Annotated in this window: 24 protein-coding genes and 1 tRNA gene; 18 read left to right on the top strand and 7 right to left on the bottom strand. The window is 65.2% G+C overall.

The window, feature by feature from the left end:
- Positions 1 to 138: biliverdin-producing heme oxygenase (locus KBY99_RS10700; RefSeq protein ID WP_254999001.1), on the bottom strand; the 138-nt coding region annotated here is incomplete at its 3' end.
- A gap of 293 nt (positions 139 to 431) precedes the next feature.
- Between KBY99_RS10700 and KBY99_RS10695 the strand changes: the two genes are divergently transcribed.
- Genes KBY99_RS10695 through KBY99_RS10685 form a run of 3 tightly spaced genes read left to right on the top strand, consistent with a single transcriptional unit; the run spans position 432 to position 2,370 of the window.
- A complete protein-coding gene (locus KBY99_RS10695) occupies positions 432 to 1,259 on the top strand; it encodes a HEAT repeat domain-containing protein (protein ID WP_254998992.1) in 828 nt (275 codons plus the stop codon).
- A 2-nt stretch (positions 1,260 to 1,261) separates the two neighbouring features.
- A complete protein-coding gene (locus tag KBY99_RS10690) occupies positions 1,262 to 1,900 on the top strand; it encodes a HEAT repeat domain-containing protein (protein ID WP_254998991.1) in 639 nt (212 codons plus the stop codon).
- Positions 1,897 to 2,370 (top strand): low molecular weight protein-tyrosine-phosphatase, encoded by a 474-nt coding sequence (locus tag KBY99_RS10685; protein WP_254998990.1) that lies wholly within the window; start codon positions 1,897 to 1,899, stop codon positions 2,368 to 2,370. The genes KBY99_RS10690 and KBY99_RS10685 overlap by 4 nt, the downstream gene beginning before the upstream one ends.
- Positions 2,371 to 2,382: 12 nt before the next feature.
- Here KBY99_RS10685 and KBY99_RS10680 read toward each other — a convergent pair whose 3' ends face one another.
- Together KBY99_RS10680 and KBY99_RS10675 are read right to left on the bottom strand one after the other, a co-directional pair.
- Positions 2,383 to 3,966, bottom strand: coding sequence for a bifunctional pantoate--beta-alanine ligase/(d)CMP kinase (locus KBY99_RS10680; protein WP_409996561.1), 1,584 nt, complete (start codon positions 3,964 to 3,966; stop codon positions 2,383 to 2,385).
- A gap of 61 nt (positions 3,967 to 4,027) precedes the next feature.
- Positions 4,028 to 4,579 (bottom strand): septal ring lytic transglycosylase RlpA family protein, encoded by a 552-nt coding sequence (locus KBY99_RS10675; RefSeq protein WP_254929500.1) that lies wholly within the window; start codon positions 4,577 to 4,579, stop codon positions 4,028 to 4,030.
- A 390-nt stretch (positions 4,580 to 4,969) separates the two neighbouring features.
- Here KBY99_RS10675 and purM point away from each other — a divergent pair, with 390 nt between their 5' ends.
- Together purM and KBY99_RS10665 are read left to right on the top strand one after the other, a co-directional pair.
- On the top strand, positions 4,970 to 6,010 hold the full coding sequence (gene purM, locus KBY99_RS10670) for a phosphoribosylformylglycinamidine cyclo-ligase (RefSeq protein WP_254998999.1): 1,041 nt from the start codon (positions 4,970 to 4,972) through the stop codon (positions 6,008 to 6,010).
- A gap of 166 nt (positions 6,011 to 6,176) precedes the next feature.
- Positions 6,177 to 6,866 carry a hypothetical protein gene (locus KBY99_RS10665; protein ID WP_254998989.1) on the top strand — a complete coding sequence of 230 codons (690 nt, stop codon included), beginning with the start codon at positions 6,177 to 6,179 and terminating at the stop codon, positions 6,864 to 6,866.
- On the opposite strand, the gene KBY99_RS10660 is transcribed toward KBY99_RS10665, so the two are convergent.
- Complete coding sequence (locus KBY99_RS10660; protein WP_254998988.1) at positions 6,863 to 7,834, bottom strand: aldo/keto reductase; 972 nt, start codon at positions 7,832 to 7,834, stop codon at positions 6,863 to 6,865. The two genes, KBY99_RS10665 and KBY99_RS10660, sit on opposite strands and share 4 nt — an antisense overlap.
- Before the next feature lie 35 nt (positions 7,835 to 7,869).
- On the opposite strand from KBY99_RS10660, the gene KBY99_RS10655 reads away from it, so the two are divergent.
- Both KBY99_RS10655 and KBY99_RS10650 read left to right on the top strand, forming a co-directional pair.
- Entirely contained in the window at positions 7,870 to 8,028 is a 159-nt protein-coding gene (locus KBY99_RS10655) for a hypothetical protein (protein WP_254998987.1), read from the top strand.
- Positions 8,029 to 8,036: 8 nt separating this feature from the next.
- Entirely contained in the window at positions 8,037 to 8,540 is a 504-nt protein-coding gene (locus tag KBY99_RS10650) for a hypothetical protein (RefSeq protein ID WP_254998986.1), read from the top strand.
- 35 nt (positions 8,541 to 8,575) lie between these two features.
- Here the strand turns inward: KBY99_RS10650 and KBY99_RS10645 are convergent.
- A tRNA-Cys gene (locus tag KBY99_RS10645) sits at positions 8,576 to 8,646 on the bottom strand.
- 44 nt (positions 8,647 to 8,690) lie between these two features.
- Between KBY99_RS10645 and KBY99_RS10640 the strand changes: the two genes are divergently transcribed.
- Together KBY99_RS10640 and KBY99_RS10635 are read left to right on the top strand one after the other, a co-directional pair.
- Complete coding sequence (locus KBY99_RS10640; RefSeq protein ID WP_254998985.1) at positions 8,691 to 9,941, top strand: lipid-A-disaccharide synthase-related protein; 1,251 nt, start codon at positions 8,691 to 8,693, stop codon at positions 9,939 to 9,941.
- Between the two features lie 28 nt (positions 9,942 to 9,969).
- Complete coding sequence (locus tag KBY99_RS10635; RefSeq protein ID WP_254998984.1) at positions 9,970 to 10,227, top strand: hypothetical protein; 258 nt, start codon at positions 9,970 to 9,972, stop codon at positions 10,225 to 10,227.
- Between the two features lie 15 nt (positions 10,228 to 10,242).
- Here KBY99_RS10635 and KBY99_RS10630 read toward each other — a convergent pair whose 3' ends face one another.
- Positions 10,243 to 10,920 carry a ribonuclease D gene (locus KBY99_RS10630; RefSeq protein WP_254998983.1) on the bottom strand — a complete coding sequence of 226 codons (678 nt, stop codon included), beginning with the start codon at positions 10,918 to 10,920 and terminating at the stop codon, positions 10,243 to 10,245.
- A 69-nt stretch (positions 10,921 to 10,989) separates the two neighbouring features.
- Between KBY99_RS10630 and KBY99_RS10625 the strand changes: the two genes are divergently transcribed.
- Both KBY99_RS10625 and KBY99_RS10620 read left to right on the top strand, forming a co-directional pair.
- Positions 10,990 to 11,541: a cofactor assembly of complex C subunit B gene (locus KBY99_RS10625; protein ID WP_254998982.1), complete on the top strand. Its 552-nt coding sequence runs from the start codon at positions 10,990 to 10,992 to the stop codon at positions 11,539 to 11,541.
- 16 nt (positions 11,542 to 11,557) lie between these two features.
- Positions 11,558 to 12,436, top strand: a complete 879-nt coding sequence (locus KBY99_RS10620) for a dehydrogenase (RefSeq protein WP_254998980.1) — start codon at positions 11,558 to 11,560, stop codon at positions 12,434 to 12,436.
- Here KBY99_RS10620 and hemF read toward each other — a convergent pair.
- Positions 12,363 to 13,403 carry an oxygen-dependent coproporphyrinogen oxidase gene (gene hemF, locus KBY99_RS10615; RefSeq protein ID WP_254942362.1) on the bottom strand — a complete coding sequence of 347 codons (1,041 nt, stop codon included), beginning with the start codon at positions 13,401 to 13,403 and terminating at the stop codon, positions 12,363 to 12,365. The genes KBY99_RS10620 and hemF overlap by 74 nt on opposite strands.
- A gap of 149 nt (positions 13,404 to 13,552) precedes the next feature.
- Here hemF and KBY99_RS10610 point away from each other — a divergent pair, with 149 nt between their 5' ends.
- The 7 genes from KBY99_RS10610 to ppc all read left to right on the top strand — a co-directional run bounded on the left by KBY99_RS10610 (position 13,553) and on the right by ppc (position 23,628).
- Positions 13,553 to 14,647: an Mrp/NBP35 family ATP-binding protein gene (locus KBY99_RS10610; RefSeq protein WP_254998979.1), complete on the top strand. Its 1,095-nt coding sequence runs from the start codon at positions 13,553 to 13,555 to the stop codon at positions 14,645 to 14,647.
- Positions 14,648 to 14,652: 5 nt separating this feature from the next.
- Positions 14,653 to 15,930, top strand: coding sequence for a rod shape-determining protein RodA (gene rodA, locus KBY99_RS10605; RefSeq protein WP_254998978.1), 1,278 nt, complete (start codon positions 14,653 to 14,655; stop codon positions 15,928 to 15,930).
- On the top strand, positions 15,927 to 17,309 hold the full coding sequence (locus KBY99_RS10600) for a sensor histidine kinase (RefSeq protein WP_254998977.1): 1,383 nt from the start codon (positions 15,927 to 15,929) through the stop codon (positions 17,307 to 17,309). Before rodA ends, KBY99_RS10600 begins: the two co-directional genes overlap by 4 nt.
- 94 nt (positions 17,310 to 17,403) lie before the next feature.
- Complete coding sequence (locus tag KBY99_RS10595; protein WP_254998976.1) at positions 17,404 to 17,835, top strand: photosystem I reaction center subunit II PsaD; 432 nt, start codon at positions 17,404 to 17,406, stop codon at positions 17,833 to 17,835.
- A gap of 68 nt (positions 17,836 to 17,903) precedes the next feature.
- Positions 17,904 to 19,457, top strand: a complete 1,554-nt coding sequence (locus KBY99_RS10590; RefSeq protein WP_254998975.1) for an anthranilate synthase component I family protein — start codon at positions 17,904 to 17,906, stop codon at positions 19,455 to 19,457.
- On the top strand, positions 19,454 to 20,632 hold the full coding sequence (gene gshA, locus KBY99_RS10585) for a glutamate--cysteine ligase (protein ID WP_254998972.1): 1,179 nt from the start codon (positions 19,454 to 19,456) through the stop codon (positions 20,630 to 20,632). Before KBY99_RS10590 ends, gshA begins: the two co-directional genes overlap by 4 nt.
- Positions 20,629 to 23,628 carry a phosphoenolpyruvate carboxylase gene (ppc, locus tag KBY99_RS10580; RefSeq protein WP_409996560.1) on the top strand — a complete coding sequence of 1,000 codons (3,000 nt, stop codon included), beginning with the start codon at positions 20,629 to 20,631 and terminating at the stop codon, positions 23,626 to 23,628. The genes gshA and ppc overlap by 4 nt, the downstream gene beginning before the upstream one ends.
- The last annotated feature ends 23 nt before the right edge of the window (positions 23,629 to 23,651 follow it).

Below are 23,651 nucleotides of genomic sequence, written 5' to 3'. Positions count from 1 at the left end.
AAGGTCGGCCACCAAGGTGCGGTAGCTGGCCTTATCCACCACCCCCTTAAGGAAGCAGCTCACGAAGCCGGTGTTCTCCGCCATCGTGTGGGCCTTTTTGGTGCCTTCACGCAGTTGGGAAGCGAGCGCAACAGCCATAGGTGCCGGTCTGAGGAACAGGTATATCGGCAGCAACTTAGAGGGGGCACCCTGGATTGGTTTGCCCCTTTGCGAAGAGTTCACGACTGGAGTAGTAGGCCCGCCATGCGCATTGGTCCTGGGGCTGAGTCGATGCTTTGTACGCCCCATTTATGCGATTCCGATGCCTGGCTGGCTCTCACTCATTGAGAGCCAGTCCTCAGCGGACCTGCCGGAATCATGCCCAAGCTGAAACTTGGAACCAGCCCTGGGCTGGCAACATCACTAGGAGCCCGCGTCACGCAACAGCATCCATGGCCGACGCCGACGCCAGCCCCCCCCCGGCAGGCGAACCCATCAGTGAGCAGGAAGCCCTGCGCCGGCTCCGCCAGAGCGAAGACTCCTCCCAGCAGTACTACGGAGCCTGGTGGCTGGGCCGGATGCGCAGCCAGCACCCAGAGGCAGTGCCCCTATTGCAACAAGCTCTGCGCCAACGCCGGCCCAGGGATAGTGGGGCCGGCGTGGAGGAGAACGCAGTAGCCCGCAATGCCGCCCGCGCCCTCGGCAAACTGGCCCCAGCAGCGCAAGCGGCCATCCCCGACCTGCTCGACACCCTGCAGGATGCCGACGACGGACTACGGGAAGCGGCAGCCCGAGCCCTGGGCCAACTCGCAGCAAAGACAGCCATCGAGGCTCTCTGCGAGAAGCTTGCAAGCGGCCCCGCTGTGGCCGGCGCCCAGCAGGCCAACAGCCCCCGCCTGGTGGAACCCTGCGAAGCCCTCCTGGAGGCCCTGGGCGACATCGGTGTCAACGAGCCGCGGGTGCTGGCCGTGGTGAAACCCTTCCTCGCCCACGAGCGCCCCCTGATCCGCAGCGCTGCGGCGCGCACCCTGCTGCAATTGAGCGGTGAGGCGCGCTGGGGGGAACTGCTTGTGGACCTACTTGACCATCCCCAGCTGCAGGTGCGTCGTGCAGCCCTGATGGATCTAGGTGCCGCTGGCTGGCGGCCCGGATTTAAAGCCATTGCCGCCACCCTGGCCGAAAACAGTCTGAAATTGATGGCCCTGCGGGGGCTGGTGGAGCAGGGCAACGGCGACCCCGGCGACGAGGCCCTGCTGGCTTGCATGGACGCCTTGCTGTGAGCATGGATTCACCGGTGGCAGCCCGGATCGCAGCCCTGCAACAGGCCGGCAGTGCCCTGGCCCTACAGCAAGCCACCCAGGAACTGGCCAGCTGCGCCGATGCCAGCGCCGCTCCGGTGCTGGTGGAGGTTTTGGGCTTCAACAACCCCGGTGCGGCAGTAGCCGCCGTGGAGGGGCTGATCAGCCTGGGGACAGCGGCCGTGGATGCCCTGTTGCAGCTCGACCCCGAAAACTACGGAGCCCGGGCCTGGGCCGTGCGCGCCCTCGCCGGCATCGGCGATGTGCGCGGGCTAGAGCTGCTGCTCGATGCCCTCGGCAGCGACGTAGCTGCCAGCGTGCGCCGGGCTGCCGCCAAGGGGCTCGGCCAGCTGCAACTGGCCGAGCTCCCCCCTGCCCAACAGCAGGACGTCCAGCGCCAGTGCCTCGGAGCCCTACTGGCCGCCACCAGCGATGGCGAGTGGGTGGTGCGCTACGCGGTAGCGGTGGGGCTGGAGTTGCTGGCAGCTGGCCTACCAGCGGGAAGTCCGGAGAGGCAGCTGGCCCAACAGGGCCTGCTCACACTCCAGGAAGCGACTGATGGCACTCCTCCGGTGGTGCAGAGGCGCGCCAACTTGGCCCTTTCACGGCTGGAGCTGCAATGAAGAAACGGGTGCTGTTTGTCTGTCTTGGCAACATCTGCCGCTCCCCAGCCGCTGAAGGGGTGTTTTTGCACCTGCTGGAGCAATCTCAGGCCTGTGACCGATTTGTGGTGGATTCGGCTGGCACCGGTGGCTGGCATGTGGGCAAGGCTGCCGATGCCCGCATGCGCGCAGCCGCCAGCCGCCGCGGCATCCAGCTACCCAGCCGGGCGCGACAGCTGGGGCGAGCGGATCTCAACCGCTTCGACCACATTCTCACCATGGACGCCAGCAACCTGCTTCAGGTGCAAGCCCTAGTCGGGGAAGCTGGCGGCAGCAGCCTCGCCCGCATCGAGCCGCTACTGAGCTACTGCAGTCGGTTTGATGTCAGCGAAGTGCCCGACCCCTATTACGGGGGAGCCGAGGGATTTGAGCACGTGCTCGACCTGCTGGAAGACGCCTGCAGCGGCCTGCTGCAGGCCCTAGACGACTAAGCGACTAAAGGTCTAAACGCCGTTAGCGGCGGGCCAGGCCTCCTCCGGAACCCTCTCGCGGAACAGGTCCACGAGTGCCTGGATCACAGCCTCAATGGCCATACCGTCCGTTACCAGCTCCACCGCATCCTCGGCCTGGCACAGCGGCGCCACCTCCCGGCTGGAATCCTGGTGATCACGGGCAACTATCTGGGCCTCCAGTTCAGCCAGAGGTGGCACCTCAAAGCCCCGCCGATCGAGGTCTTGGGCGCGACGGCGGGCCCGCTCCGCCGCAGTGGCCGTGAGAAAAACCTTGAGCTCGGCGTCGGGGAAAACGGCGGTGCCGATGTCGCGGCCCTCGGCCACCAGCCCCCCCTTAAGCCCCATGGCCTGCTGCTGGGCAGTGAGGGCCTGGCGCACACAGCCGTGGGCAGCCACCAGGGAGACCTGGGCCGTTACCTCCGGGCTGCGAATCGCCTCGGTCACGTCGAAGCCATTGATGCTCACAAGCTGCTCGCCGGCGCCGCTGGCACTGAGCTGCAGATCCAAGCCCAGCAGCAGGGGTTCCACAGCCGCCGCATCGGCAGGGTCGGCTTCCTGGCGCAGCACCCACCAGGTGAGGGCCCGGTACATGGCGCCGGTGTCCAGGTAAACCAGGCCCATCTGGCGCGCAAAGGCACGGGTGACGGTGCTCTTGCCCGCCCCCGCTGGTCCATCAATGGCAACGATCGGCAGACGAGACATCAGAAAACAATGGTCGATCAGGCGGCTTGAACCGCAGTGCACCGCAGTGGCGAGCAGGGCCAAGCCTTGCACTTGCTGCAATGGCTCCAGGCTATGGGGAGCCACAAGTTCCACATAATCCACCCTCAGGCCCGCCGCTTCCAGCTGCTGGGCCAGCTGGGAAGTGAGCGCTGGGGCTTGGGAAAGGCCGCCACGCAGTTGGGCAGCCGCAGCCGCCAGACCAGCTGGCAGCGCCGCGGCCTGCTTGCGCTGGGAGGGGGAAAGGCGACGGTTGCGGGAGCTGCAGGCGAGCCCGTCGGCCTCCCGCACTGTGGGGCAGCCCTGAATGCGCAGCGGCAAGCCCAGATCCGCCACCACCCGCCTCAGGATCACCAGCTGCTGCCAATCCTTTTCGCCAAGCAGCAGGAGATCAGGGCGCACCAGGGTCAGCAGCCGAATCACCACGGTGGCCACCCCCTCAAAGTGCTGGGGCCGGTGGAGGCCACAGAGCCCCTGACGCAAAAGCAAAGGCGGCACCACCCGGGTCAAGCCGGCCTCGCCCCGGGGGTAGATCTCCGCCACGCTGGGAGCAAACAGGGCCGTGGCACCGGCGGCGGCGGCTAGATCAATGTCGGAGCGGAGGTCCCGGGGATAGGACTCGAGATCTTCCCCAGGGCCGAACTGCAGGGGATTGACAAACACACTCAGCAACACAGATGGGGGCTGGCCTGACCCTTGCCTCAGTGCCGCTGCTCGGCGAATCAGCTGCTGATGACCCTCATGCAGCGACCCCATCGTGGGCACGAAATGCAGGGGAGCCTGCTGCTGCTGCCGCCAGGCGGCTAGGTCTTGGCATGTTTCGAGCAGGTCCAAGGAAAGAGCGGCGGCAGCCAACAAAAAACCCACCCGCCAGATTGGCGGATGGGCTGATTGAGGGGAGCTGGCTTAGCTCAGCTCACTGGAGCACTTCGAGACGCACTTGAGCAACGCCACTGGCTGTGAGGCCTAAGGACTGGGCAGCTCCATGGGCAATGTCAATGACGCGGTTGCCGTGGAAAGGACCCCGGTCGTTGATGCGCACCACGGCGGTGCGGCCATTCCAGAGGTTGGTCACACGCACCTTGGTGCCGAAAGGCAGGGTGCGGTGGGCCGCCGTGAGGGTGCCAGGACGAAAGACTTCGCCGTTGGCAGTGCGGTTGCCAAAGAATCCGGGGCCGTACCAACTTGCCTGACCCTTGGAGCTATGCACCACACGGGGCGCTGGCTTTGGGGCAGGAGCGATAGGGGTCGGAGGAGCCTGCTTGATCTGGGTGTCACTTGGTGACAGCTCCACATCAACCTCGCGGATGGCGACTGCAGGCGAAGGGCCTTGGGGCTCAGGGCTGGAAACAGCCATCGCTACAGCATCGTTGCTGGTTGAGGCGAGGCTGGACTCGGCGATGGCGGGAACCAAAGCACTGCCGGAGAGAAGCAGGGCGAGAGCCCCAAGGGAGAAGGTGCTGCGCATAACAAACGAAACTCGCCGCTGTTGCGGCAATCACCAGCCAGAGGCAATTAGTGATTCGTCAGCGTTGGATTCGATCTCAAACTGAATGGAGTTGAGATACGAATTCGCGTTCGGGGTTCCTATCGGGAATTGACGACAGGGCAAAGTTAACTGCTTCAGCCGGCCGTTTCGGTCAAAAACGACACCTACAAGATTGATCAGCAATTGTCATCCAAGCGACCAGGGCAGGCGCTTACAGGGCTGAGCGGGGGTAGGCAAGGCCAGCGAGGATCAGCGACCCAAATCACAATCATCAGCGCAGCTAATCGTTTGGGGTGCCAATCGGGCAATTGGCCCCGGATTTGGGCAGGTGGCATCAGAGGATCGGAGCTGCAGATGGGTTCGCACGGGATGGACTACCGCACAGCCGGGGTGGATGTGGTCGCAGGCAGGGAGTTTGTGGAGCGGATCCGGTCCAGTGTTGAAGCGACACGGCGCCCTGAGGTTGTGGGCGGGCTCGGAGGCTTCGGGGGGCTATGCCGACTGCCCGCCGGGCTACGGGATCCCCTGCTGGTCTCCGGCACCGACGGGGTTGGCACCAAGCTTGAGCTGGCTCAGGCCTACGGCCGCCACCACGATGTGGGCATCGACTTGGTGGCGATGTGCGTCAACGACGTAATCACCAGCGGGGCCGAGCCGCTTTTCTTCCTTGATTACATCGCCACAGGCAAGCTCAGCCCGGAGGCCATGGCTGAGGTGGTGGAGGGCATCGCCGATGGTTGCCGCCAAAGCGGCTGCGCCCTTCTTGGCGGCGAAACAGCCGAAATGCCTGGCTTCTATGCCCCGGGCCGCTACGACCTGGCCGGTTTCTGCGTGGCCGTGGTCGAGGCGAGCGCCCTGATCGATGGACGGGCCGTTAGTCCAGGGGATCGCATCCTGGCGGTGGCCAGCAGTGGGGTCCATAGCAATGGCTTCAGCCTGGTGCGCCGCATTCTTGAGAGCCAGGCGGTCGATGAACTCACGACCCTGCCCCACAGCAACCAAAACCTGATAGATGCCCTGCTCGCCCCCACCCGTCTCTATGGAACCTTGGTTAAAGCCTTGCTTGCCAGCAAGTTGCCCATAAACGGCATGGCCCACATCACCGGCGGCGGCCTGCCTGAAAACCTGCCCCGCTGCATGCCCACTGGGGTGCACGGCGTGATCGACCCAACCAGCTGGCAGCGTCCACCTCTGTTCCACTGGCTGCAGCAAGCCGGCGAAGTGCCGGAGGCCGATCTCTGGAACACCTTCAATTTGGGGGTGGGCTACTGCCTAGTGGTGCCGGCAGCTGCAGCGGATCAAGCTCTCGCAATCTGCCAAGACACTGGCTACGAAGCCTGGGAGCTGGGCGCGGTGGCCAATGGCAGTGCTGGAGCGCAACCGCTGGCAGGACTTCCCTTCAGCGCTTGATCAGCCCGGCTGCCAATGGCCAATTGCATCAGAGTGGGCTGTTGGGACGGTCGGAAGACGCTCTCCTGCCTAGGGTGCTGGCCTCGAAGTTGATCAACACCTATCGCCCCGGTTCCTGAGCCAGGGCGATGTTCGAGCCATACGTAGTCGTATTAGGAGTGGCGTCATGACGCAATCAATAGGTTCACCACAGCGAATAGCGGCCCCAAGTCCCCTGGGCTCCTCCGCTGCCCCCCCCCTCGGCACTGGTCAACGCATCACCCGCCGCCGCAGCTCGGCCGGCCCCGTAGCCCCAGCCCGGCCGCAACGCCCCCGAGAGCTTCAGGCAGCCCCCCAGCGGGGTGGAGTGAGGCCCACCTTCCTCACCCTGCGAGATCACGGCAAGGTCTATGTAGCCGACCTGCCCCGGCTCTCAGACGGCCAACTGGCCCACGTGACCAAAGAAGCGCGGGAGGTGCTTGAAAGCCTGGGCCGCCGGCTTGAGGAGCTTGAGGCTCAGCCTTTCCTATCCCAGGCCGAACAGGACACCAGGATCCGGGCTTCCACCAAGCGGGATGTCACGGAGCGCTTCCTGCGCTCAATCGATGACGAGCTGCAGCTTCGCCACAACAACCCCGCCCTGAGGGCAGCGGCTGGTGAGTCGCTGGCTCGAGCCTTCCTGGAGCTGGCACGCCACCGGCTGCCTGGCGCCACCTTCGATTCCCTGCTGCAGGAAGCCCTGGCAGCCTGCGGTCCCGAAGCGGCCGCCGAAGCCGAAAGCCACGGCGACCACGGTCCCAGCCCTGTGGTGCCCCTGGTACGCCCCCAGGCCATGCCGGTGGTGCTCACCCTCGATCCAGCCCCCCAGGCCGGCTAGTCGCTCTGGAAGGGATTGGCAGGCATGCCCACCTCCAATCCCAGCGCCAGATCATCTAGACGGCGGCGCTCCTCCTCAGACAGGTTCCAGGCCAGGGCCGCCGCGGCCTGCTCCACCTGCTCCGGCCGGCGCAGACCGGGAATCGGCAAAGCGCCGTGGGCACGACACCAGTTGAGGGCCACCGCCGCCAGGCTGGCGTCGCGACTGGCCGCGATTCGGGCCATCTCAGCCTGGAGCTCAACCAAGGCGGGAGCTAGCCGGCGGAACAAAGCTCCCCTTGGCCCCCTAGGCAGAGGCCCATCCGCCATTGATCTGGCCAGCAGCCCCAGGGCCAGGGGGCTGTAGGCGATCAAACGGATACCCAGCTCACGGCAGACCTCAGCCACCCCGCCCGGCTGGATCGGATTGGGTGCCAGCAGCGATAGCTGCACCTGGAGGCTGCTGAGCGGCACTCCCCGCTCGGCCAAGCGCCGGTGCACCGACCGCAGGCGACGCGGTCCCATATTTGAAACGCCAAGGGCCGCCACCTCCCCCTGCTGCACTAGATCAGCCAGACCCTCAAGCAAGGGGGCCTCCTGCCAGGGGGCGTAACGAGCCGTGCTCCAGTGCAGCTGCACCAAATCAATTCGACCGGCCAGGCGCCGTTTCGACGCTGCAAAAGCCCGTTCATAGCCGCGGCGCCCCAGTCGCCAGGGGAAGGGGGCGAGCTTGGTAGCCACCAGCAGCTGGTCGCGCTGTGCCGCCGGTAGGGCCGCCGCAAAGCGGCCCAAAAGGGCCTCACTGCGGCCGTTAAGCCTGCCAGTGCCGTAGGAGTCAGCGCTATCAAAGGTGTGCAGGCCGCAGACCACAGCCCGCTGGAAGGTGGCTTCAAGCACCGGATCCTGGCTCGGGTCGTAGCCCCAGAGGAACTGGTTTCCCCAGGCCCAAGTGCCAACACCGATGCTTGGTTGGCCAATTGGATGCGCCATCGTGGAGTTACTTGCCAACCCTGATACTCCCCAAAATGCCCGATGCCCTTAACCCCGGCAGCACCGCCAGCTTGCCCAATGCTGCAGCCGAACCGGCGCTCCCCCCAGACCCAGTTCTTTGCCAACACTGCGGACGCACCGCCAGCAATGGCATCAGCTGCCAGGGCAGCTGCGTGGCCGACTCGGGCTACTGAGCACGCCCATGGCTCGAATGTTCAGCCTGGGCCTGATGCTGCTGGCCTGGGCCAGCGCCGCCCAAGCAGGGGGTTTCGGGCGCTGGGAGATCGGGCTAAGAGGCTGCTCACTGAGGCAGGGCCAGATGGAGCAACCCCAGCTACTGCGCGAACAGAAGCAGAACTGCGTCCGGTTGCGGCTTGAACAAAACATGGAGGGGCTGCTGAGTGTGCGCCTGATCACGCCCTCTGCCAACCAACTATTCGGCAGCAGGAGCCTGGTGTTCGCCGGTGTGCTCGCCCCCGGTCAAAAGCCGATGCGCTGCGGCGCCGATGGCAAATGCAAACCGCAATGGCCTATCCAGCTGGATGTGACCACGGTGGCCACCAACGTGGCATTAGACGGATCTCCAGCGCCCACCTTGCCCCGGGCCCAGCTAGCCAAAGGGACATGCCTGCTGGAACGCCATCGACTGAGGTGCGAGGCCAGTGATTCCAGCGGACAGAGGTGGGAAGCTCAGGCCCGCCTCTGAAATGAGGCGGAGCTTCAAACCGAAGCCATTAAAAAAGGCGGCACCCAGATTCGAACTGGGGGTAAAGGATTTGCAATCCTCTGCCTTACCACTTGGCCATGCCGCCGGCCGGGGAGCAAACTCCCTGCAGCGGATCGTATCAGCCACGGCATGTCCTCCCGTCTGCTGGTTCTAAGCAACGGCCACGGTGAGGATCTGATCGCCCAACGGGTTCTGCAGGCCCTACGGGTGCGGCTGCCCAACCTGGAAATCCAGGTATTGCCCCTGGTGGGACTCGGCGAAGCGTTCAGCGCCGACGCAGCTGCCGGCCACCTGCAGCGGATCGGCCCCCAGCTGCAGCTGCCTAGTGGTGGCTTCAGCAACCAGAGCTTGTGGGGCCTGGCCCGCGACCTCGGGGCAGGCCTGCCCCTGCTGAGCTGGCGCCAACTGCAACTTGTGCGCCACTCGGCCCGTCAAGGCAGCCCGGTGCTAGCAATTGGCGACCTGCTGCCCCTACTGCTGGCCTGGAGCGGCGGCGGCAGCTTCGGCTTCATCGGCACCCCCAAAAGCGACCACACCTGGGCCACGCCGGCACCACCGGACTGGGCGGCGACACCGCTCGCAGATGCCTACCACCGCTGCAAGGGCAGCGAATGGGATCCGTGGGAATGGGCGTTGATGGGCAGCCGGCGCTGCCGGCTCGTTGCCGTGCGCGACCAGCTCACCGCCCAAGGGCTGCGGCGCCACAAGGTGCCAGCCCTGGCTCCTGGCAACCCAATGATGGATGGCTTCCGCCACACCCCTCTGCCGGCCGGGCTAGCAAGCCAGCGGCGCCTAATCCTGCTGGCCGGCAGCCGCCTGCCCGAAGCCCTCGGTAATGCCCGCCGGCTGCTGGGCTGCCTCAGCCTGCAGCAGCCGCGGCAGCCGGCCAGCGTGCTGGTGGCCTCTGGATCGGCGCCCACGGCTGCCGCCTGGGCCGAGCTGTTGGAGCAAGCGGGCTTTACGCCCCTACCGCCTGCAGCAGCCAGTGCCGCCAGCGGAGCTATTAGCAGCTGGCAGCTGGGCAGCTGGACCCTGCTGCTTGGCCAAAACCGCTTCGCCACCTGGGCCGGCTGGGCCGAGATCGGCCTGGCCACTGCGGGCACTGCCACGGAGCAACTAACGGGGCTGGGGGTGCCCTGCCTATCGCTGCCAGGCCCGGGGCCGCAATTCAAATCTGGCTTTGCCCGCCGCCAGAGCCGCCTGCTTGGGGGCGCCGTCATGCCCTGCCATTCCCAACAGGAGCTGGCCCTAAAACTGCAACAACTGCTCGACGATCCAAGCGAATGTGCCCGGCGTGGTGCCCTAGGCCGGGAGCGGATGGGGACGGCCGGTGGCAGCGCCCAGCTAGCCGAGCTGGTGGAGCAACAGCTGCTGGGATGATGCGGCCACCACTGCAGCTCCGTCGCCCATGGCCGGCATCCCCGATCGGGCCTACAACGCCGCCTGCGGCATGTTGGCCAGCCAATTGAGCATCAGCCTGGCGGCCGCCCGCCGCAAGGTCGACGTGCGCAGCTCCCAGGAGGGCCTTAAAGAAACCGCAGCCAAGCTCGCCCTGGCCCAGCAGATGCTTGCGGAAGCCCATGCCAGCGGCGAAAACCACCATGAGTTGCTCAGCTCCCTGCTGGAGGCAGTCGGCAGCGACGAGAACTTCATGGTGGAGGACTGAGCCAGCCAGGGCCCTTCAGCGGTTGCCGCCGGTGGAGTGCTCAAAGAGCAGGTGAAAGCGCTGGCGATCCAGGTCGGCCAGCACCGGGATGCAGCCAAAGCAACGCTCAGCCAGCTGCCAGCGCTCCTCCCGCTTCAGCATGGTTTCCAACCTGTCGCGAGCGGGAAGCAAGTAGCGCACATCGCCGGCGGCGTAGGCCAGCTGGACATCAGAGAGATCTTCCACCCGGCCCCAATCGGAACTCTGGGCCTGCTTGTCGAGCTCAATGCCCACCAGCTCCTGCACCACTTCCTTGAGGCCATGGCGGGGGCTGTAGGTGCGGCCCAGCCGGCTGGCCACCTTGGTGCAAAAGATCGGATCGACGGCAATTGCCAAGTTTTCAGCCAGGGCAGCCACGTCAAAGCGGGCGAAGTGGAAAACTTTTTCAATTGCCGGGTTTTCCATCAAGACCTGGAGCCGGGGTGCCGAGCTCTGGCCGCGGTGGAGGCGGATGCAGCAAACGTTGTCATTGTCGTCGCAGATCTGTACCAGGCAGAGCCGGTCGCGGCCATGAATCAGACCCATCGCCTCGGTGTCCACCGCCAGCGCCCTAGCCCCGGCGTAAAGGGCCGCCCACTCGTCATCAAGATCACCGTCAAACACGGCGAAGCGGGCGGGAGCCGGCAGGTTGCTGGGGGCAGACGAAGCGGTCACACGGAAAGGGCGAATGCCTTGCCATGCTGACAAGCCATGCCCCCTAGGGGTGGCGTCACAATTGGATGGATGGCCAACCTCAGCTCCACCCTGCTGCTCACCCTCCTACTAGCCGTAGGCCTGGTTTTTTTCTTGCGTGCCGCCAGTAAAGACCGCACCACCACAGTCGAGGTGCGCTCCTCGCGGCCGCCGCTGGAGGTGTTGAGCCAGCTGAGCGAATGGCTGCTGCAACGTGGTTGGCGCGCCGAATCCACTGACCCCGAGCGCCGCCACCTCTGCTTCCGCGCCGAGGTGGCTGCCAGTGAGTGGTTGGCGGTGCTGCTCTCCGTGCTGGGAGCGGTGGGGGCCTCCTGCCTTGGGCTGGTGCTGCGCCAGCTGCTGCCCCAGCTGGGCTGGTGGCCCCTGTTGCTGGCCTTACTGGGGCCGGCGGCTGGGCTGATTTATCGCACTCGGGCGATGCGGGCCGAAACCCTGGAGCTGCGCCTGATCAGCCATGACAGCGCCACGGGCAGCGCCTTACGACTGAGGGCCCACCGCGATGAGCTAATAGCGCTCGAATTGGAAATGGGTCCCAAGCTGGGCCTATTCAGCGACGGCAAGCTGCTCAGCTCCCCCATCTGACCCTTGCCTGGCAGTCATGCAACGATTCCGCCCCCTGGCTTTCGTCTTGACCGGAGTGCTTGCGATAGCTGGGGGCGCGGCTGCTCAAGCGCCGCCGCTGGCCAACTTTGATCCGCTCACAGGGCCGCGCAGCCGGCTGAGCAAAAACTGGCGAGGCCTGGCTGAGCTGCCCAGCAGCACCGAAATCCTGGTGCTAGCGGGTCATGCCGATTCCCAGGGGATTGGCGGAGCCGGCACAGGGGGAGAGGCCGTCGACCTCGGCGCAGCCGCGCCGATGCAGCCGGGCATGCGCGACGAGCTCTATTGGAACCTGCTCACCGCCCAGGCGGTTGTGGCCCTTGGACAGCAGCGGGGTCTGGCCATCCGCTTCTACGACCCACCGCTGCGCAGCATTGCTGACGGCGACGATCCACGCACCAACTGGAGCGTGGGCAAAGCCCATGCCCAAGCCGGTGGGTATGCCCTGGAAATCCACTACGACGCCTACGGACCAGATGGTGTGGGTTCGGGCCTGATCCCTCCCCTGCATCGCCCCCCAACCCGCCTAGACGAAAGCCTGGCGCTGGCATTTGGCCCCTATCCCCTGCTCTTCCGCGACGGCCTAGGCGCCCCCAAGCGGGGCATCGCCATTCTCGAGATCGGCAAACTCGAGGGCCAGCTAGAGGCATCTCTGCGAGATCCCCGCAGCCGCAATGGCACTATCCAAGCGATCGCTGAGCGGGTGGTTTCAGCTTTGCAACGGGGTCTGGAGCAGGGCTTGCAACCAGCCCCACCAATGCCTGGTCTGGCCGCCACCAAACCAGCGACCATCAACCCATCACCTAATTCAGCGCCTGATGGGGGGCGCAGCGGTCCGCAAGCGAGCCGTCCTCCAGCCAATCCTGGGGACGAGTGAACAGGTCTGTGAGCAAGGCCTCACGGCTGCCAGCCTCCGGCTGATATCCGTATTCCCAGCGCACCAAGGGCGGCAGAGACATCAGGATCGACTCGGTACGTCCGTTGGTCTGCAAGCCGAAAATCGTGCCCCGGTCAAACACCAAATTGAACTCCACATAGCGGCCCCGCCTGTAGAGCTGAAACTGGCGCTCCCGCTCGCCATAAGGGGTGTGCTGTCGCTTCTCAGCGATCGGCAAGTAGCTGGGCAGGAAGGCGTTGCCGCAGGCACTGGCCAGGGCAAACAGCTGCTCCCAACTCTGCGGCACCGGGCCTAATTGGTTGCTCACAGCCGCCGCAGGCCCATCGGGGTCCTGGCCCTTGTAGAGCACCCCGCGGGGATCCTGGTAGTCGTAAAAGATGCCGCCCACGCCGCGGGTCTCGTCCCGATGCTTGAGGAAGAAGTACTCGTCGCACCAGGGCTTGAACACCTGATAAAAAGCGGGATTAACGCTGTCGCAGGCTCCTTTGAGCGTGCGATGGAAATGCTGGGCGTCTTGCAGGAACGGGTAATAGGGAGTGAGATCGGCGCCGCCGCCAAACCACCACACCGGGCCCGCTTCGAAGTAGCGGTAGTTGAGATGAACGGTGGGGATATAAGGATTACGGGGGTGCAGCACCATCGAGGTGCCTGTGGCAAACCAGCGGTGCCCCTTGGCTTCCGGCCGCTGGCTGAGGATCGAGGGGGGCAGCTCGGAGCCCTCTACCTCTGAGAAGTTGACGCCGCCCTGCTCGAAGACGCGGCCGCCCTTCATCACCCGGGAGCGACCGCCGCCTCCCTCCGGACGCTCCCAGCTCTCCTCGGCGAAGCAACCTTCGGCATCAAATTCTTCTAAACCGGCGCAAATGGAGTCCTGCAAGCCCATCAGCAGGGCCTTAGCCCTGGTGCGGGAGTCGGCCGGTGGAGCTTCCAGCAGGGCCTTAAGCATCGACACTGCGCCACATGGCGCTGGAAACGTCTAACCATTTCAGCCCAGCCTCCCCCCAGACAAGTAATCGAGAGGGTCTGTCACGCCCATGCTGACGGTCAAAAGCAGCAGCGAGGCCCCTAGGATCGCAGTCTCTGATTGGATTTCCGATGGCATCTGTGGAGCAGGCTCAGGCCGCCCTCAACGCCGTTCAGGATGCCGGCAGCGGGCGCAGCCTGATCGAGCTGGGCTGGATCCAGCAGACGCGACTGGTGGGCGATCGGGCCGTATTTCGCCTTGCCCTACCTGGGTTTGCCCAGAGCCAGCGCGATCGGATCGCCGCTGAGGCCAAGGCGGCCCTGCTCGCCCTTGAAGGCATCAACGACGTTCAAATTGAGTTGGAGCAGCCCAGCGGCGGCGCTCCAATCGGTGCCGCTGGCCATGGTCACGTGCCGGAACGCGGTCAACTGCCAGAGCGCCAGCCCATCCCTGGGGTGCGCCAGGTCATCGCCGTCAGCAGTGGCAAGGGCGGAGTGGGCAAGAGCACGGTTGCCGTGAACCTGGCCTGTGCCCTGGCTGCTTCAGGACTGAAGGTGGGCTTGCTCGATGCGGACATCTACGGGCCGAATGCCCCCACCATGCTGGGAGTGGCTGATCGCACGCCTGAAGTGAGCGGCGAAGGCGCCCAGCAATTGATGACACCGATCGAAACCTGTGGCATCGCCATGGTGTCGATGGGCCTGCTGATCCAGGAAAACCAACCCGTGATCTGGCGGGGGCCGATGCTCAACGGCATCATTCGCCAGTTTCTTTACCAAGTCGCCTGGGGCGAACGGGATGTGCTGATCGTCGACCTGCCTCCTGGCACCGGTGATGCCCAGCTCACCATTGCCCAGGCGGTGCCGATGGCCGGGGCGATCATCGTCACCACTCCCCAGCTGGTTTCCCTAGCTGATGCCCGCCGGGGTCTGGCGATGTTTCTGCAGATGGGGGTGGACGTGCTGGGTGTGGTGGAAAACATGAGCGTCTTCATTCCCCCTGACGCTCCAGACAAGCGTTATGCCCTATTCGGCAGCGGCGGAGGCTCCCGCCTGGCTGAAGAGGCAGGAGTGCCCCTGCTGGCCGAACTTCCCCTGGAGATGCCCGTGCGGGAGGGGGGAGATGCAGGACGCCCCGTAGTGCTCAGCCACCCCGAATCGATCAGCGCCCGGGGCTTTTTGGCTTTGGCCCGCCAGCTCAGCGCCGCCCATCTGGTGCCAGCCTGAAGCCCATGTTGAGCCAGTTTGGGCGGCGCAACCCTCGATTTTTTAGTGGCCGCAGCAGCCGGCGCAACCCCCTGGCCGACGTGGACCTGATCCTCTGGGGGGTACCGCTGGCAATGGTGGCGATCGCCGGGATCCTGATTGCCAGCACCCAGCGCCAAGCGAATTACGCCGACTGGTACCAGCACTGGGTAACGGCGGCGGTGGGCATGGTGGTGGCCCTACTGCTGGCGCGAATGCCATTGGATCGGCTGATCCCATTTAAGTGGCCGATTTACATAGCCATGGTCGCCAGCCTGGTGGCCGTCCGAGTTGTCGGCACAAGCGCCCTAGGGGCCCAGAGCTGGATCAACATTGGCGGCTTTTATGTACAGCCCTCGGAATTCGCCAAGGTGGGCGCCATCTTGCTTCTCGCCGGGGTACTAGCCAGACACCCGGTTGATCGTCCTGTTGACCTGATCCGTCCAGTGGGCCTGATCGCCCTGCCTTGGCTGCTGGTTTTTGTGCAACCCGACCTAGGCAGCTCGCTTGTGTTTGGCGCCGTACTGCTGGTGATGCTGTTTTGGGCTGGAATGCCTGGGGCCTGGGTGGTGCTGCTGCTCTCCCCTCTTGTGGCGGCGATAGTGGCAGGCACCCTGCCCTGGCTGCTGCTGGGCTGGGTGCCCCTGATGGGCTGGCTGGCATGGAAGAGCCTGCCCTGGAAGCGGGTGGCCCTGGCGATCAGCCTTGCCGTGCAGGGGATCTTCGCAATCGCCACCCCCTGGCTCTGGGAGCACGGCCTGCGCCCCCACCAGCGAGCCAGGCTCACCCTGTTTCTTGATCCCGCCCAGGATCCCCTCGGCGGCGGCTACCACCTGCTGCAGAGCACCGTGGGCATCGGCTCGGGGCAGATCTGGGGCACCGGCTTGATGCAAGGCTCCCTCACGAAGCTGCGGTTTATCCCTGAGCAACACACCGATTTCATCTTCAGCGCCCTTGGCGAGGAAACCGGTTTTCTCGGCTCGGTGCTGGTGGTGGCGGGCTTTGCCCTGCTGATGTGGCGCTTGCTGCAGATCGCTGGACGAGCCCGCAGCGACTACGAGGCCCTGGTGGTGGTGGGAATTGGGGCGATGCTGATGTTCCAGGTGGTGGTGAACATCAACATGACCATTGGACTCGGTCCCATCACCGGCATCCCCTTGCCCTGGCTGAGTTATGGAAGATCCGCCATGTTGGTGAACTTCATCTCCCTCGGGCTGTGCGCCTCAGCCGCCCGCCGGGGCCGCACGGCCCAGGGCCGCTGGTGAGCCTGGCCGACCTGCGACGTTGTTTGGCTGAAGGGGTGCCAACCGGAGTTGGCAACGAGGACTGCGCACGGCGGCAGTGGTGGGCAGCCCTGGCCACCCTGCAGGAGGATTTCCTGCTGCCCCACCAACCCCTCCAGGGCCTATGGCTGGCCGCGCCACTGCCCGCCCTCTATGAACCAGCCCTGTTGCAGCAGCTGCAGGGCTGGGTTTGGGCCCCAAGCGACCTAGATGGCCTGCTGCCCAGCCCGGCACCCCTTCTGCCAGGAGCCGGCAACCCAGCTCCATGCGGCAGCTTTCAGCGGCTAGCCCTGGCGGAGGAGGACGGCACCGACCCCCTCCTGCTGGTGATAACCCCCCAGCTACAGGTAGCCCTTTGCCTCGATGGCCCGGCTAAAGGCCGGCGCCTGATTGTTCGCTTCGACCCTGAGGCCCTGTCCGAGGCCCTAGGCCTTATTCATGGGCGCCTACTGAGCCAGGATCCCGCAGCCTCGGCAGACCTGCGCAGCGCCCTAGAGCGACTGGGGCCCCTGCGCAGCGACGACCAACTGGGCTTGCGCTTCTGGCCGCGGCTGGGGGAACGGCTGGCCGCCATGGCCCCCAGCCTGACCCTGCAGCCCCTGGTACATGGCGGTAGCAATCGTCCAGCCCAGGCCCAGGAGCGCCAGGCCGGCGACACCCCACGAGCGGTGAGTAGCGAACTAGCCCTGCTCGAGGCCCTCACCCACGAGGTGCGCACACCGCTGGCCACGATCCGCACCCTGATCCGGTCCTTGCTGCGGCGCAACGACCTGCCGCCGGTGGTACGCCAGCGCCTTGAGCAGATCGACGGCGAATGCAGTGAGCAAATCGATCGCTTCGGCCTGATCTTCCTAGCGGCCGAGCTGCAACGCCAACCAGGCTGCGAACAGCCCCTTGAAAGCCACGACCTGGCCCGCACCGACCTCAGTGCGGTGCTGCACCAGCAGCAAGAACTGTGGCAGCGGCAACTGGCGCGCCGCGGCCTGGAGCTGGAGCTGGCGGTAGCCGCTGGCTTATCGCCGGTACTGAGCGATCCGGCCCGGCTCGAAACCATGCTGGGCGGACTAATCGACCGCTTCAGCCGCGGCCTGCCCAGCGGCAGCCGCGTGACCGTGAGCCTGCTGCCGGCCGGCAGCAGGCTGAAGCTGCAGCTCAACAGCGAGGGCCACGACCCCAGCGAGAACGACGGGATGGGGAACGGCGAGCAGCGGGAGCTGGTGGGGCCAGTGCTGAGCTGGAACCCCACCACCGGCAGCCTGCAGCTGAGCCGTCAAGCCACCCAGCGGCTATTCCATCGCCTCGGCGGTCGCCTCACCGAGCGCAACGGCAGCGGCTTGACCGTGTTTTTCCCAGTCTGCTGAAGGGCCGGTTTGTTGACGGGTGTGAAGAGTGGGGCAGAAGCCCCGATCCGGTCAAAAACACGGTGCTAGTTTCCGGCTGAAACGTTCCAAAGCCATGGCAGCGACGGTGCTCAGCGGTCAACTCCCGAAGTACATCGGCAGCACCGGCGGCCTGCTGAACTCTGCTGAAACTGAGGAGAAATACGCCATCACCTGGACCAGCCCGAAGGAGCAAGTCTTCGAGCTGCCCACCGGTGGCGCGGCCCACATGAATGCGGGCGAAAATCTGATGTACTTCGCCCGCAAGGAACAGTGCCTCGCCTTAGGCACCCAGTTGCGCACCAAGTTCAAGCCCCGGATCGAGGACTACAAGATCTATCGCATCTTCCCTGGCGGCGATACCGAGTTCCTGCACCCCAAGGACGGCGTTTTTCCCGAGAAGGTGAACGAGGGCCGCACCATGGTTGGTCACAACCCCCGCCGCATCGGCGCCAACCAGAACCCCGCCAATCTCAAGTTCACCGGCAAGAACACCTTCGACGCTTGAGCTGCGTTGACCAACCCCTATAAAGGCGGGGCCAGGCGCCCCGTTTTTTTTGCCTGCCCGCTTGTCCGATGCCCAGCCCCGATCGCGATGGCTTAGCCCAAGAGGCTTTTCTCGAGGCAGTCGCGGCTGGCCACAACTTCATCCCCCTCTGGAAGCGCTGGCCTGCTGATCTGGAAACCCCTCTCACCGCCTGGCTGAAGGCCGGAACGGGTAGCAGTCATGGTGTGCTGCTGGAGTCGGTCGAAGGTGGTGAGCGCATCGGCCGCTGGAGCTTTGTGGTGTCTGATCCGCTCTGGACCCTCACCAGCCGGGGCGACCAAAGTGTGCGCCAGTGGCGCACTGGCTCCGAGGAACGGCTGCAAGGCAACCCCTTCGACCTGCTGCGCCAGTGCCTAGAGCCCCTGTCCAGCCCGCCGATCCCCGGTCTGCCACCGGTGGGCCAGCTATTTGGCTTCTGGGGCTACGAGCTGATCCGTTGGATCGAACCCAGCGTGCCGGTGCATCCGGCGGCCGAGGGTGCACCACCTGATGGCTGCTGGATGCTGGCCGACAGCCTGCTGGTGTTCGACCAGGTGAAGCGCCAGATCACCGCAGTGGCCTACGCCGATTTGAGTGGCGGCCAGGATCCACAGGCCGCCTACGCCGCGGCCGCAGCCCGGATCTCCGGCCTGGAAGAGCGCATGCACGGCCCCCTGCCCGGAGCCGGCACCCCCCTGAACTGGCACGACGCCACTGCCGGTGACATCGCTACCAATTTGCGGACCACCAGCAACGTCGGCCAGGAGGCCTTCGAGGCCGCCGTGAGCTGCGGAGAAGGGCACATCGAAGCTGGCGACGTGTTCCAGCTGGTGCTCAGCCAGCGGCTGGAAACCCGCATCGATCGCGATCCCTTCGAGCTCTACCGCAGCCTGCGGATGGTGAATCCCTCGCCCTACATGGCGTTTTTCAACTTCGGCGGCTGGTATCTGATCGGCTCCAGTCCGGAGGTGATGGTGAAGGCAGAACCAACGGCCGCAGGGGGAGTGAAGGCTTCTTTACGGCCAATCGCAGGCACGCGCCCCCGGGGCGCCGATGAGGCCGAAGACCTGGCCCTGGAGGCGGAGCTGCTGGCTGATCCCAAGGAGCGAGCCGAGCACGTGATGCTGGTGGATCTGGGCCGCAACGACCTGGGCCGCGTCTGCCAGCCAGGCACCGTCAAGGTGAGAGAGCTGATGGTGATCGAGCGCTACTCGCACGTGATGCACATCGTGAGCCAGGTGGAGGGCCTGCTGGCCGAGGGCCAAACGGTATGGGACCTGCTGATGGCCTCCTTCCCCGCCGGTACGGTCAGTGGCGCTCCCAAAATTCGGGCTATGCAGCTGATCCACGCCCTGGAGCCTGACGCCCGAGGCCCATACTCCGGGGTGTATGGCGGGGTTGACCTGGCTGGCGCACTCAACACCGCTATCACCATCCGCACGATGGTGGTGCTGCCCCACCCCGAAGGGGGCTGGCGGGTGCAGGTGCAAGCCGGTGCTGGAGTAGTGGCCGACTCCAAGCCCGAACTCGAATACCAGGAAACCTTGAACAAAGCCCGCGGCATGCTCAAAGCCCTGGCCTGCCTGCTGCCGGCCCAGCCATGAGCGCCCCCCTATTGCTTAAAGGTTTTGAGGTGGAGCTCTACACCGGCCGTGCCGATGGCACGGTGGTGGGCTGCAGCGCCGAGGCTGCGGCCGCCCTCGAGGGGTTCGTAACCGAGCCCGATTGCCGCAACCTCGAATACATCACTCCCCCGGATGCCGACTACGCCCGGCAACTGCAACTGCTGCTCGAGCCCCGCCAACGGCTGCGCCGCTGGCTCGCCAGCCGCCAGCTCACCCTGCTGCCCGGCAGCACGCTGAGCCTGGGGGACAGCCAGCGTTTTGAGCGCTCAGATCCGGCCAATCCGTATCACGGCTACATCGAGGCCACCTACGGCACCAAGGTGGTTACAGCCAGTGTGCACATCAATCTGGGGCTCACCGCAGGCCACGGCCTCGAGCCAATGACCAGCCTGTTTGCGGGCCTGCGCCTGATGCGCTGCGAAGCGTCCCTGCTCCTGGCTCTCAGCGCCAGCTCGCCCTTTCTCGACGGGGTTGTAACCGCTGCCCATTCCCAGCGCTGGCTGCAGTTTCCCCTGACGCCAGCGGAGGTGCCCCTGTTCCTGGATCACCAGCACTACATCAGCTGGATGGGCGAGCAACTGGCCTTGGGCACCATGCAAAACGTGCGCCATCTCTGGACATCGGTGCGGCCCAATGGCGACAACCGGCCCCACGACCTCAACCGCCTGGAGATTCGCATTTGCGATCTGGTCACCGATCCACTCGTGCTTTTGGCGATCACGGCCTTCGCCGAACTGCGCTTACAGCAGTTGATGCGAGAACCGGAGCGTTACGACCCACTCCAGGCCAGCAGCCTGGACCCATCCCAGCTAGCCGCCCTCGCCGATGCCAACGACCGGGCCGCAGCCCGCTCCAGCCTTGATGCCACCGTGATGCACTGGCGCAATGGGGCCCCGATCCAGGCCCGAGACTGGCTTGCTCAGGAGCTGGCAGATCTGGCTCCACTTGCTGAAGAGCTGGGACTAACCCGGGTGCTCGCCCCCCTGCAGGGCGTCCTTAACCAGGGCAACCAGGCCATGAGCTGGCTAGCCGGACACCAGGCTGGCCTGTCGATCCCGACCCTGCTCAACCAGACCGTGGAGGCGATGGCAAGCCAGGAGGCCGAGCTACTTGAGGCAATCGCCACAGACGGGGTGCCTGGTCCTTTGGGATGATCGAAAATCACTCCGCCGCCAATTCAGCTCCCATGCGGCAGTCCATGCCCACTCCCGCTGCAGCCATAGAAGCGATACCGGCTTCCCAGCGGGTCACGCGGCTGCTGGGCGAGCGTCTCGAATTAGTTGAAGATCTCTGGGAGACGGTGCTGCGCAGCGAGTGCCCCCCCGAGCAGGCCGAGCGACTGCTGCGCCTCAAGCAGCTGAGTGACCCAGACGAGGCTGATGTCACTGGGGCGATCGTGCAGCTGATCCGCGAGATGGATCTGGCCGAAGCAATCGCCGCGGCCAGGGCCTTTTCGCTTTATTTCCAGCTGGTCAACATCCTCGAACAACACATCGAGGAGGACACCTACCTCGACAGCCTCAAAAACCAGGAAAACGGCCCCAGCGATCCCTTCCTGCCGGCCCTGGCCAACCAGACCGACCCGGCCACCTTTCGCCAGCTGTTCGCCCGCCTGCGCAGCCTGAATGTGCCGCCAGCCCAGCTGGAGAAGTTGCTGCGCACCCTCGACCTGCGGCTGGTGTTCACCGCCCACCCCACCGAAATTGTGCGCCATACGGTGCGGCACAAGCAACGACGCGTGGCCACCTTGATCCAGAAACTGGAGCAGGGCAGCGGCCTCAATTGCCTTGAGCGCCAAGGCCTGAGACTCCAGCTAGAGGAGGAGATCCGGCTCTGGTGGCGCACCGACGAACTACACCAGTTCAAACCGACGGTGCTCGACGAGGTCGACTACGCCCTGCACTACTTCCAGCAGGTGCTCTTCGACGCCATGCCCCAGCTACGCGATCGCATTCGCGCCGCCCTGAAGCTGAGCTATCCAGACGTGGAACCGCCACGGGATTCGTTCTGCACCTTCGGCTCCTGGGTGGGATCAGACCGGGACGGCAACCCCTCGGTGACACCGGACATCACCTGGCGCACCGCCTGCTACCAACGCCAGCTGATGCTGGAGCGCTATCTCAAGGCGGTGAACGAGCTCAGTGACCAGCTCAGCATCTCGATGCAGTGGAGCCAGGTGAGCCCGGCCCTGCTGGAGTCGCTGGAAATGGACCGGCTGCGCTTCCCGGAGATCTACGAGGAGCGGGCTGCCCGCTACCGACTCGAGCCCTACCGGCTCAAGCTCAGCTACACCATGGAGCGGCTGCGGCTCACCCACCAACGCAACCAGCAACTGGCCGATGCCGGCTGGGAGTCTCCCTGCGATGGCAGCGCCCCACCGCCGCCGATGGGGGGCAGCATGGCCCCCGCTCCCACCCAGGAGTTGCACTACAGCACGGTTGATGAATTCCGCTACGACCTGGAACTAATCCAAGACAGCCTCGAGCGCACTGGCCTGAGCTGCGAATCGCTGCAGCACCTGATCAGCCAGGCCCAGATCTTTGCCTTCTGCCTTGCCAGCCTGGACATACGCCAGGAGAGCACCCGCCACAGCGATGCCCTCGACGAACTCAGCCGCTACTTGCAGTTAGCCGTGCCCTACGGCGAGATGGATGAGGCCCAGCGGGTCGAGTGGCTGCTCAGCGAAATCCAGACCCGCCGCCCCCTGCTGCCGCCCACGGCCAAATGGAGTGCCGCCACAGCCGAAACCTTCGCCGTGTTCCGGATGCTGCAGAGGCTGCAGCAGGAATTCGGATCGCGTATTTGCCGCACCTATGTGATCTCGATGAGTCACACGGTGTCCGATTTGCTGGAGGTGCTGCTGCTGGCCAAGGAGGCCGGGCTAGTAGACCCACTTGCCCAGCGCGCCGGCCTGCTGGTGGTGCCGCTGTTTGAAACGGTGGAGGATCTCCAGAGGGCGCCAGCGGTGATGGGCACCCTGTTCCGCCATCCTTTTTACCTAGCCCTGCTGGGCAGTGACGGTGGCCAGCCACTCCAAGAAGTGATGCTGGGCTACTCCGACAGCAATAAGGATTCGGGCTTCCTCTCCAGCAACTGGGAAATCCATAAGGCCCAGATCGCCCTGCAGCGTCTGGCCATCGAGCACGGCGTCGCCCTCCGCATCTTCCACGGCCGGGGCGGCTCGGTGGGCCGCGGTGGTGGGCCCGCCTATCAGGCGATCCTGGCCCAGCCCAGTGGCACCCTCAGCGGCCGCATCAAGATCACCGAACAGGGGGAGGTGCTGGCCTCCAAATACTCCCTGCCGGAGCTAGCGCTCTACAACCTGGAAACGGTCACCACCGCCGTGCTGCAGAACAGCCTGGTGAGCAGCCCCGTTGACGAAACCCCCAGCTGGAACGAGCTGATGGGCCGACTGGCGGCCCGCTCCCGCGACCACTACCGGGCCCTGGTGCACGACAACCCCGACCTGGTGGCCTTCTTCCAGCAGGTGACCCCAATCGAAGAGATCAGCAAGCTGCAGATCTCCAGCCGCCCGGCCCGCCGCAAGAGTGGCGCCAAGGACCTCTCAAGCCTGCGGGCCATCCCCTGGGTATTCGGCTGGACCCAGAGCCGCTTCCTGTTGCCCAGCTGGTTTGGGGTGGGAGCCGCCCTGCAGGAGGAGCTCGACCAGGATCCAGGTCAGCTGGAGCTACTGCGGTTGCTCTACCAGCGCTGGCCGTTCTTCCGCATGCTGATTTCCAAAGTGGAGATGACCCTCTCCAAGGTGGATCTCGACCTGGCCCACCACTACGTCCAGGCCCTGGGCCGCAGCGAAAACCGCGAGGCCTTTGAAGCAATCTTCCAGTCGATCGCTGCCGAATTTGGCCTTACCCGCGATCTGGTGCTGGCGATCACCGGCCACAGCCGACTGCTGGATGGCGATCCTGCCTTGCAGCTCTCGGTGGATCTACGCAACCGCACGATCATTCCGCTCGGCTTCCTGCAGGTGGCCCTGCTCAGACGCCTGCGCGACCAAAACCGCCAACCACCGATGAGTGAAACGAGCGCCAGCAGCAGCGACGATGGGCGCACCTATAGCCGCAGTGAACTGCTGCGAGGCGCCCTGCTCACCATCAACGGCATCGCGGCGGGCATGCGCAACACCGGCTGAGTCCATTCCCTTCAGCCCCTACC

The organism is Cyanobium sp. Maggiore-St4-Cus (assembly GCF_024345615.1).
Taxonomy (GTDB): Bacteria; Cyanobacteriota; Cyanobacteriia; order PCC-6307; family Cyanobiaceae; genus Cyanobium_A; species Cyanobium_A usitatum.
Note: the sequence above shows the minus strand (reverse complement) of the source record. Positions and strands in the feature narration are given on the sequence as shown.

Bases quoted from the DNA above. Each gene is read 5' to 3' on its own strand.
- KBY99_RS10695 (WP_254998992.1), top strand. From the start codon at position 432: ATGGCCGACGCCGACGCCAGCCCCCCCCCGGCAGGCGAACCCATCAGT.
- KBY99_RS10690 (WP_254998991.1), top strand. From the start codon at position 1,262: ATGGATTCACCGGTGGCAGCCCGGATCGCAGCCCTGCAACAGGCCGGC.
- KBY99_RS10685 (WP_254998990.1), top strand. From the start codon at position 1,897: ATGAAGAAACGGGTGCTGTTTGTCTGTCTTGGCAACATCTGCCGCTCC.
- KBY99_RS10675 (WP_254929500.1), bottom strand. From the start codon at position 4,579: ATGCGCAGCACCTTCTCCCTTGGGGCTCTCGCCCTGCTTCTCTCCGGC.
- purM (WP_254998999.1), top strand. From the start codon at position 4,970: ATGGACTACCGCACAGCCGGGGTGGATGTGGTCGCAGGCAGGGAGTTT.
- KBY99_RS10665 (WP_254998989.1), top strand. From the start codon at position 6,177: ATGACGCAATCAATAGGTTCACCACAGCGAATAGCGGCCCCAAGTCCC.
- KBY99_RS10660 (WP_254998988.1), bottom strand. From the start codon at position 7,834: ATGGCGCATCCAATTGGCCAACCAAGCATCGGTGTTGGCACTTGGGCC.
- KBY99_RS10655 (WP_254998987.1), top strand. From the start codon at position 7,870: ATGCCCGATGCCCTTAACCCCGGCAGCACCGCCAGCTTGCCCAATGCT.
- KBY99_RS10650 (WP_254998986.1), top strand. From the start codon at position 8,037: ATGGCTCGAATGTTCAGCCTGGGCCTGATGCTGCTGGCCTGGGCCAGC.
- KBY99_RS10640 (WP_254998985.1), top strand. From the start codon at position 8,691: ATGTCCTCCCGTCTGCTGGTTCTAAGCAACGGCCACGGTGAGGATCTG.
- KBY99_RS10635 (WP_254998984.1), top strand. From the start codon at position 9,970: ATGGCCGGCATCCCCGATCGGGCCTACAACGCCGCCTGCGGCATGTTG.
- KBY99_RS10625 (WP_254998982.1), top strand. From the start codon at position 10,990: ATGGCCAACCTCAGCTCCACCCTGCTGCTCACCCTCCTACTAGCCGTA.
- KBY99_RS10620 (WP_254998980.1), top strand. From the start codon at position 11,558: ATGCAACGATTCCGCCCCCTGGCTTTCGTCTTGACCGGAGTGCTTGCG.
- hemF (WP_254942362.1), bottom strand. From the start codon at position 13,403: ATGCTTAAGGCCCTGCTGGAAGCTCCACCGGCCGACTCCCGCACCAGG.
- KBY99_RS10610 (WP_254998979.1), top strand. From the start codon at position 13,553: ATGGCATCTGTGGAGCAGGCTCAGGCCGCCCTCAACGCCGTTCAGGAT.
- rodA (WP_254998978.1), top strand. From the start codon at position 14,653: ATGTTGAGCCAGTTTGGGCGGCGCAACCCTCGATTTTTTAGTGGCCGC.
- KBY99_RS10595 (WP_254998976.1), top strand. From the start codon at position 17,404: ATGGCAGCGACGGTGCTCAGCGGTCAACTCCCGAAGTACATCGGCAGC.
- KBY99_RS10590 (WP_254998975.1), top strand. From the start codon at position 17,904: ATGCCCAGCCCCGATCGCGATGGCTTAGCCCAAGAGGCTTTTCTCGAG.
- gshA (WP_254998972.1), top strand. From the start codon at position 19,454: ATGAGCGCCCCCCTATTGCTTAAAGGTTTTGAGGTGGAGCTCTACACC.
- ppc (WP_409996560.1), top strand. From the start codon at position 20,629: ATGATCGAAAATCACTCCGCCGCCAATTCAGCTCCCATGCGGCAGTCC.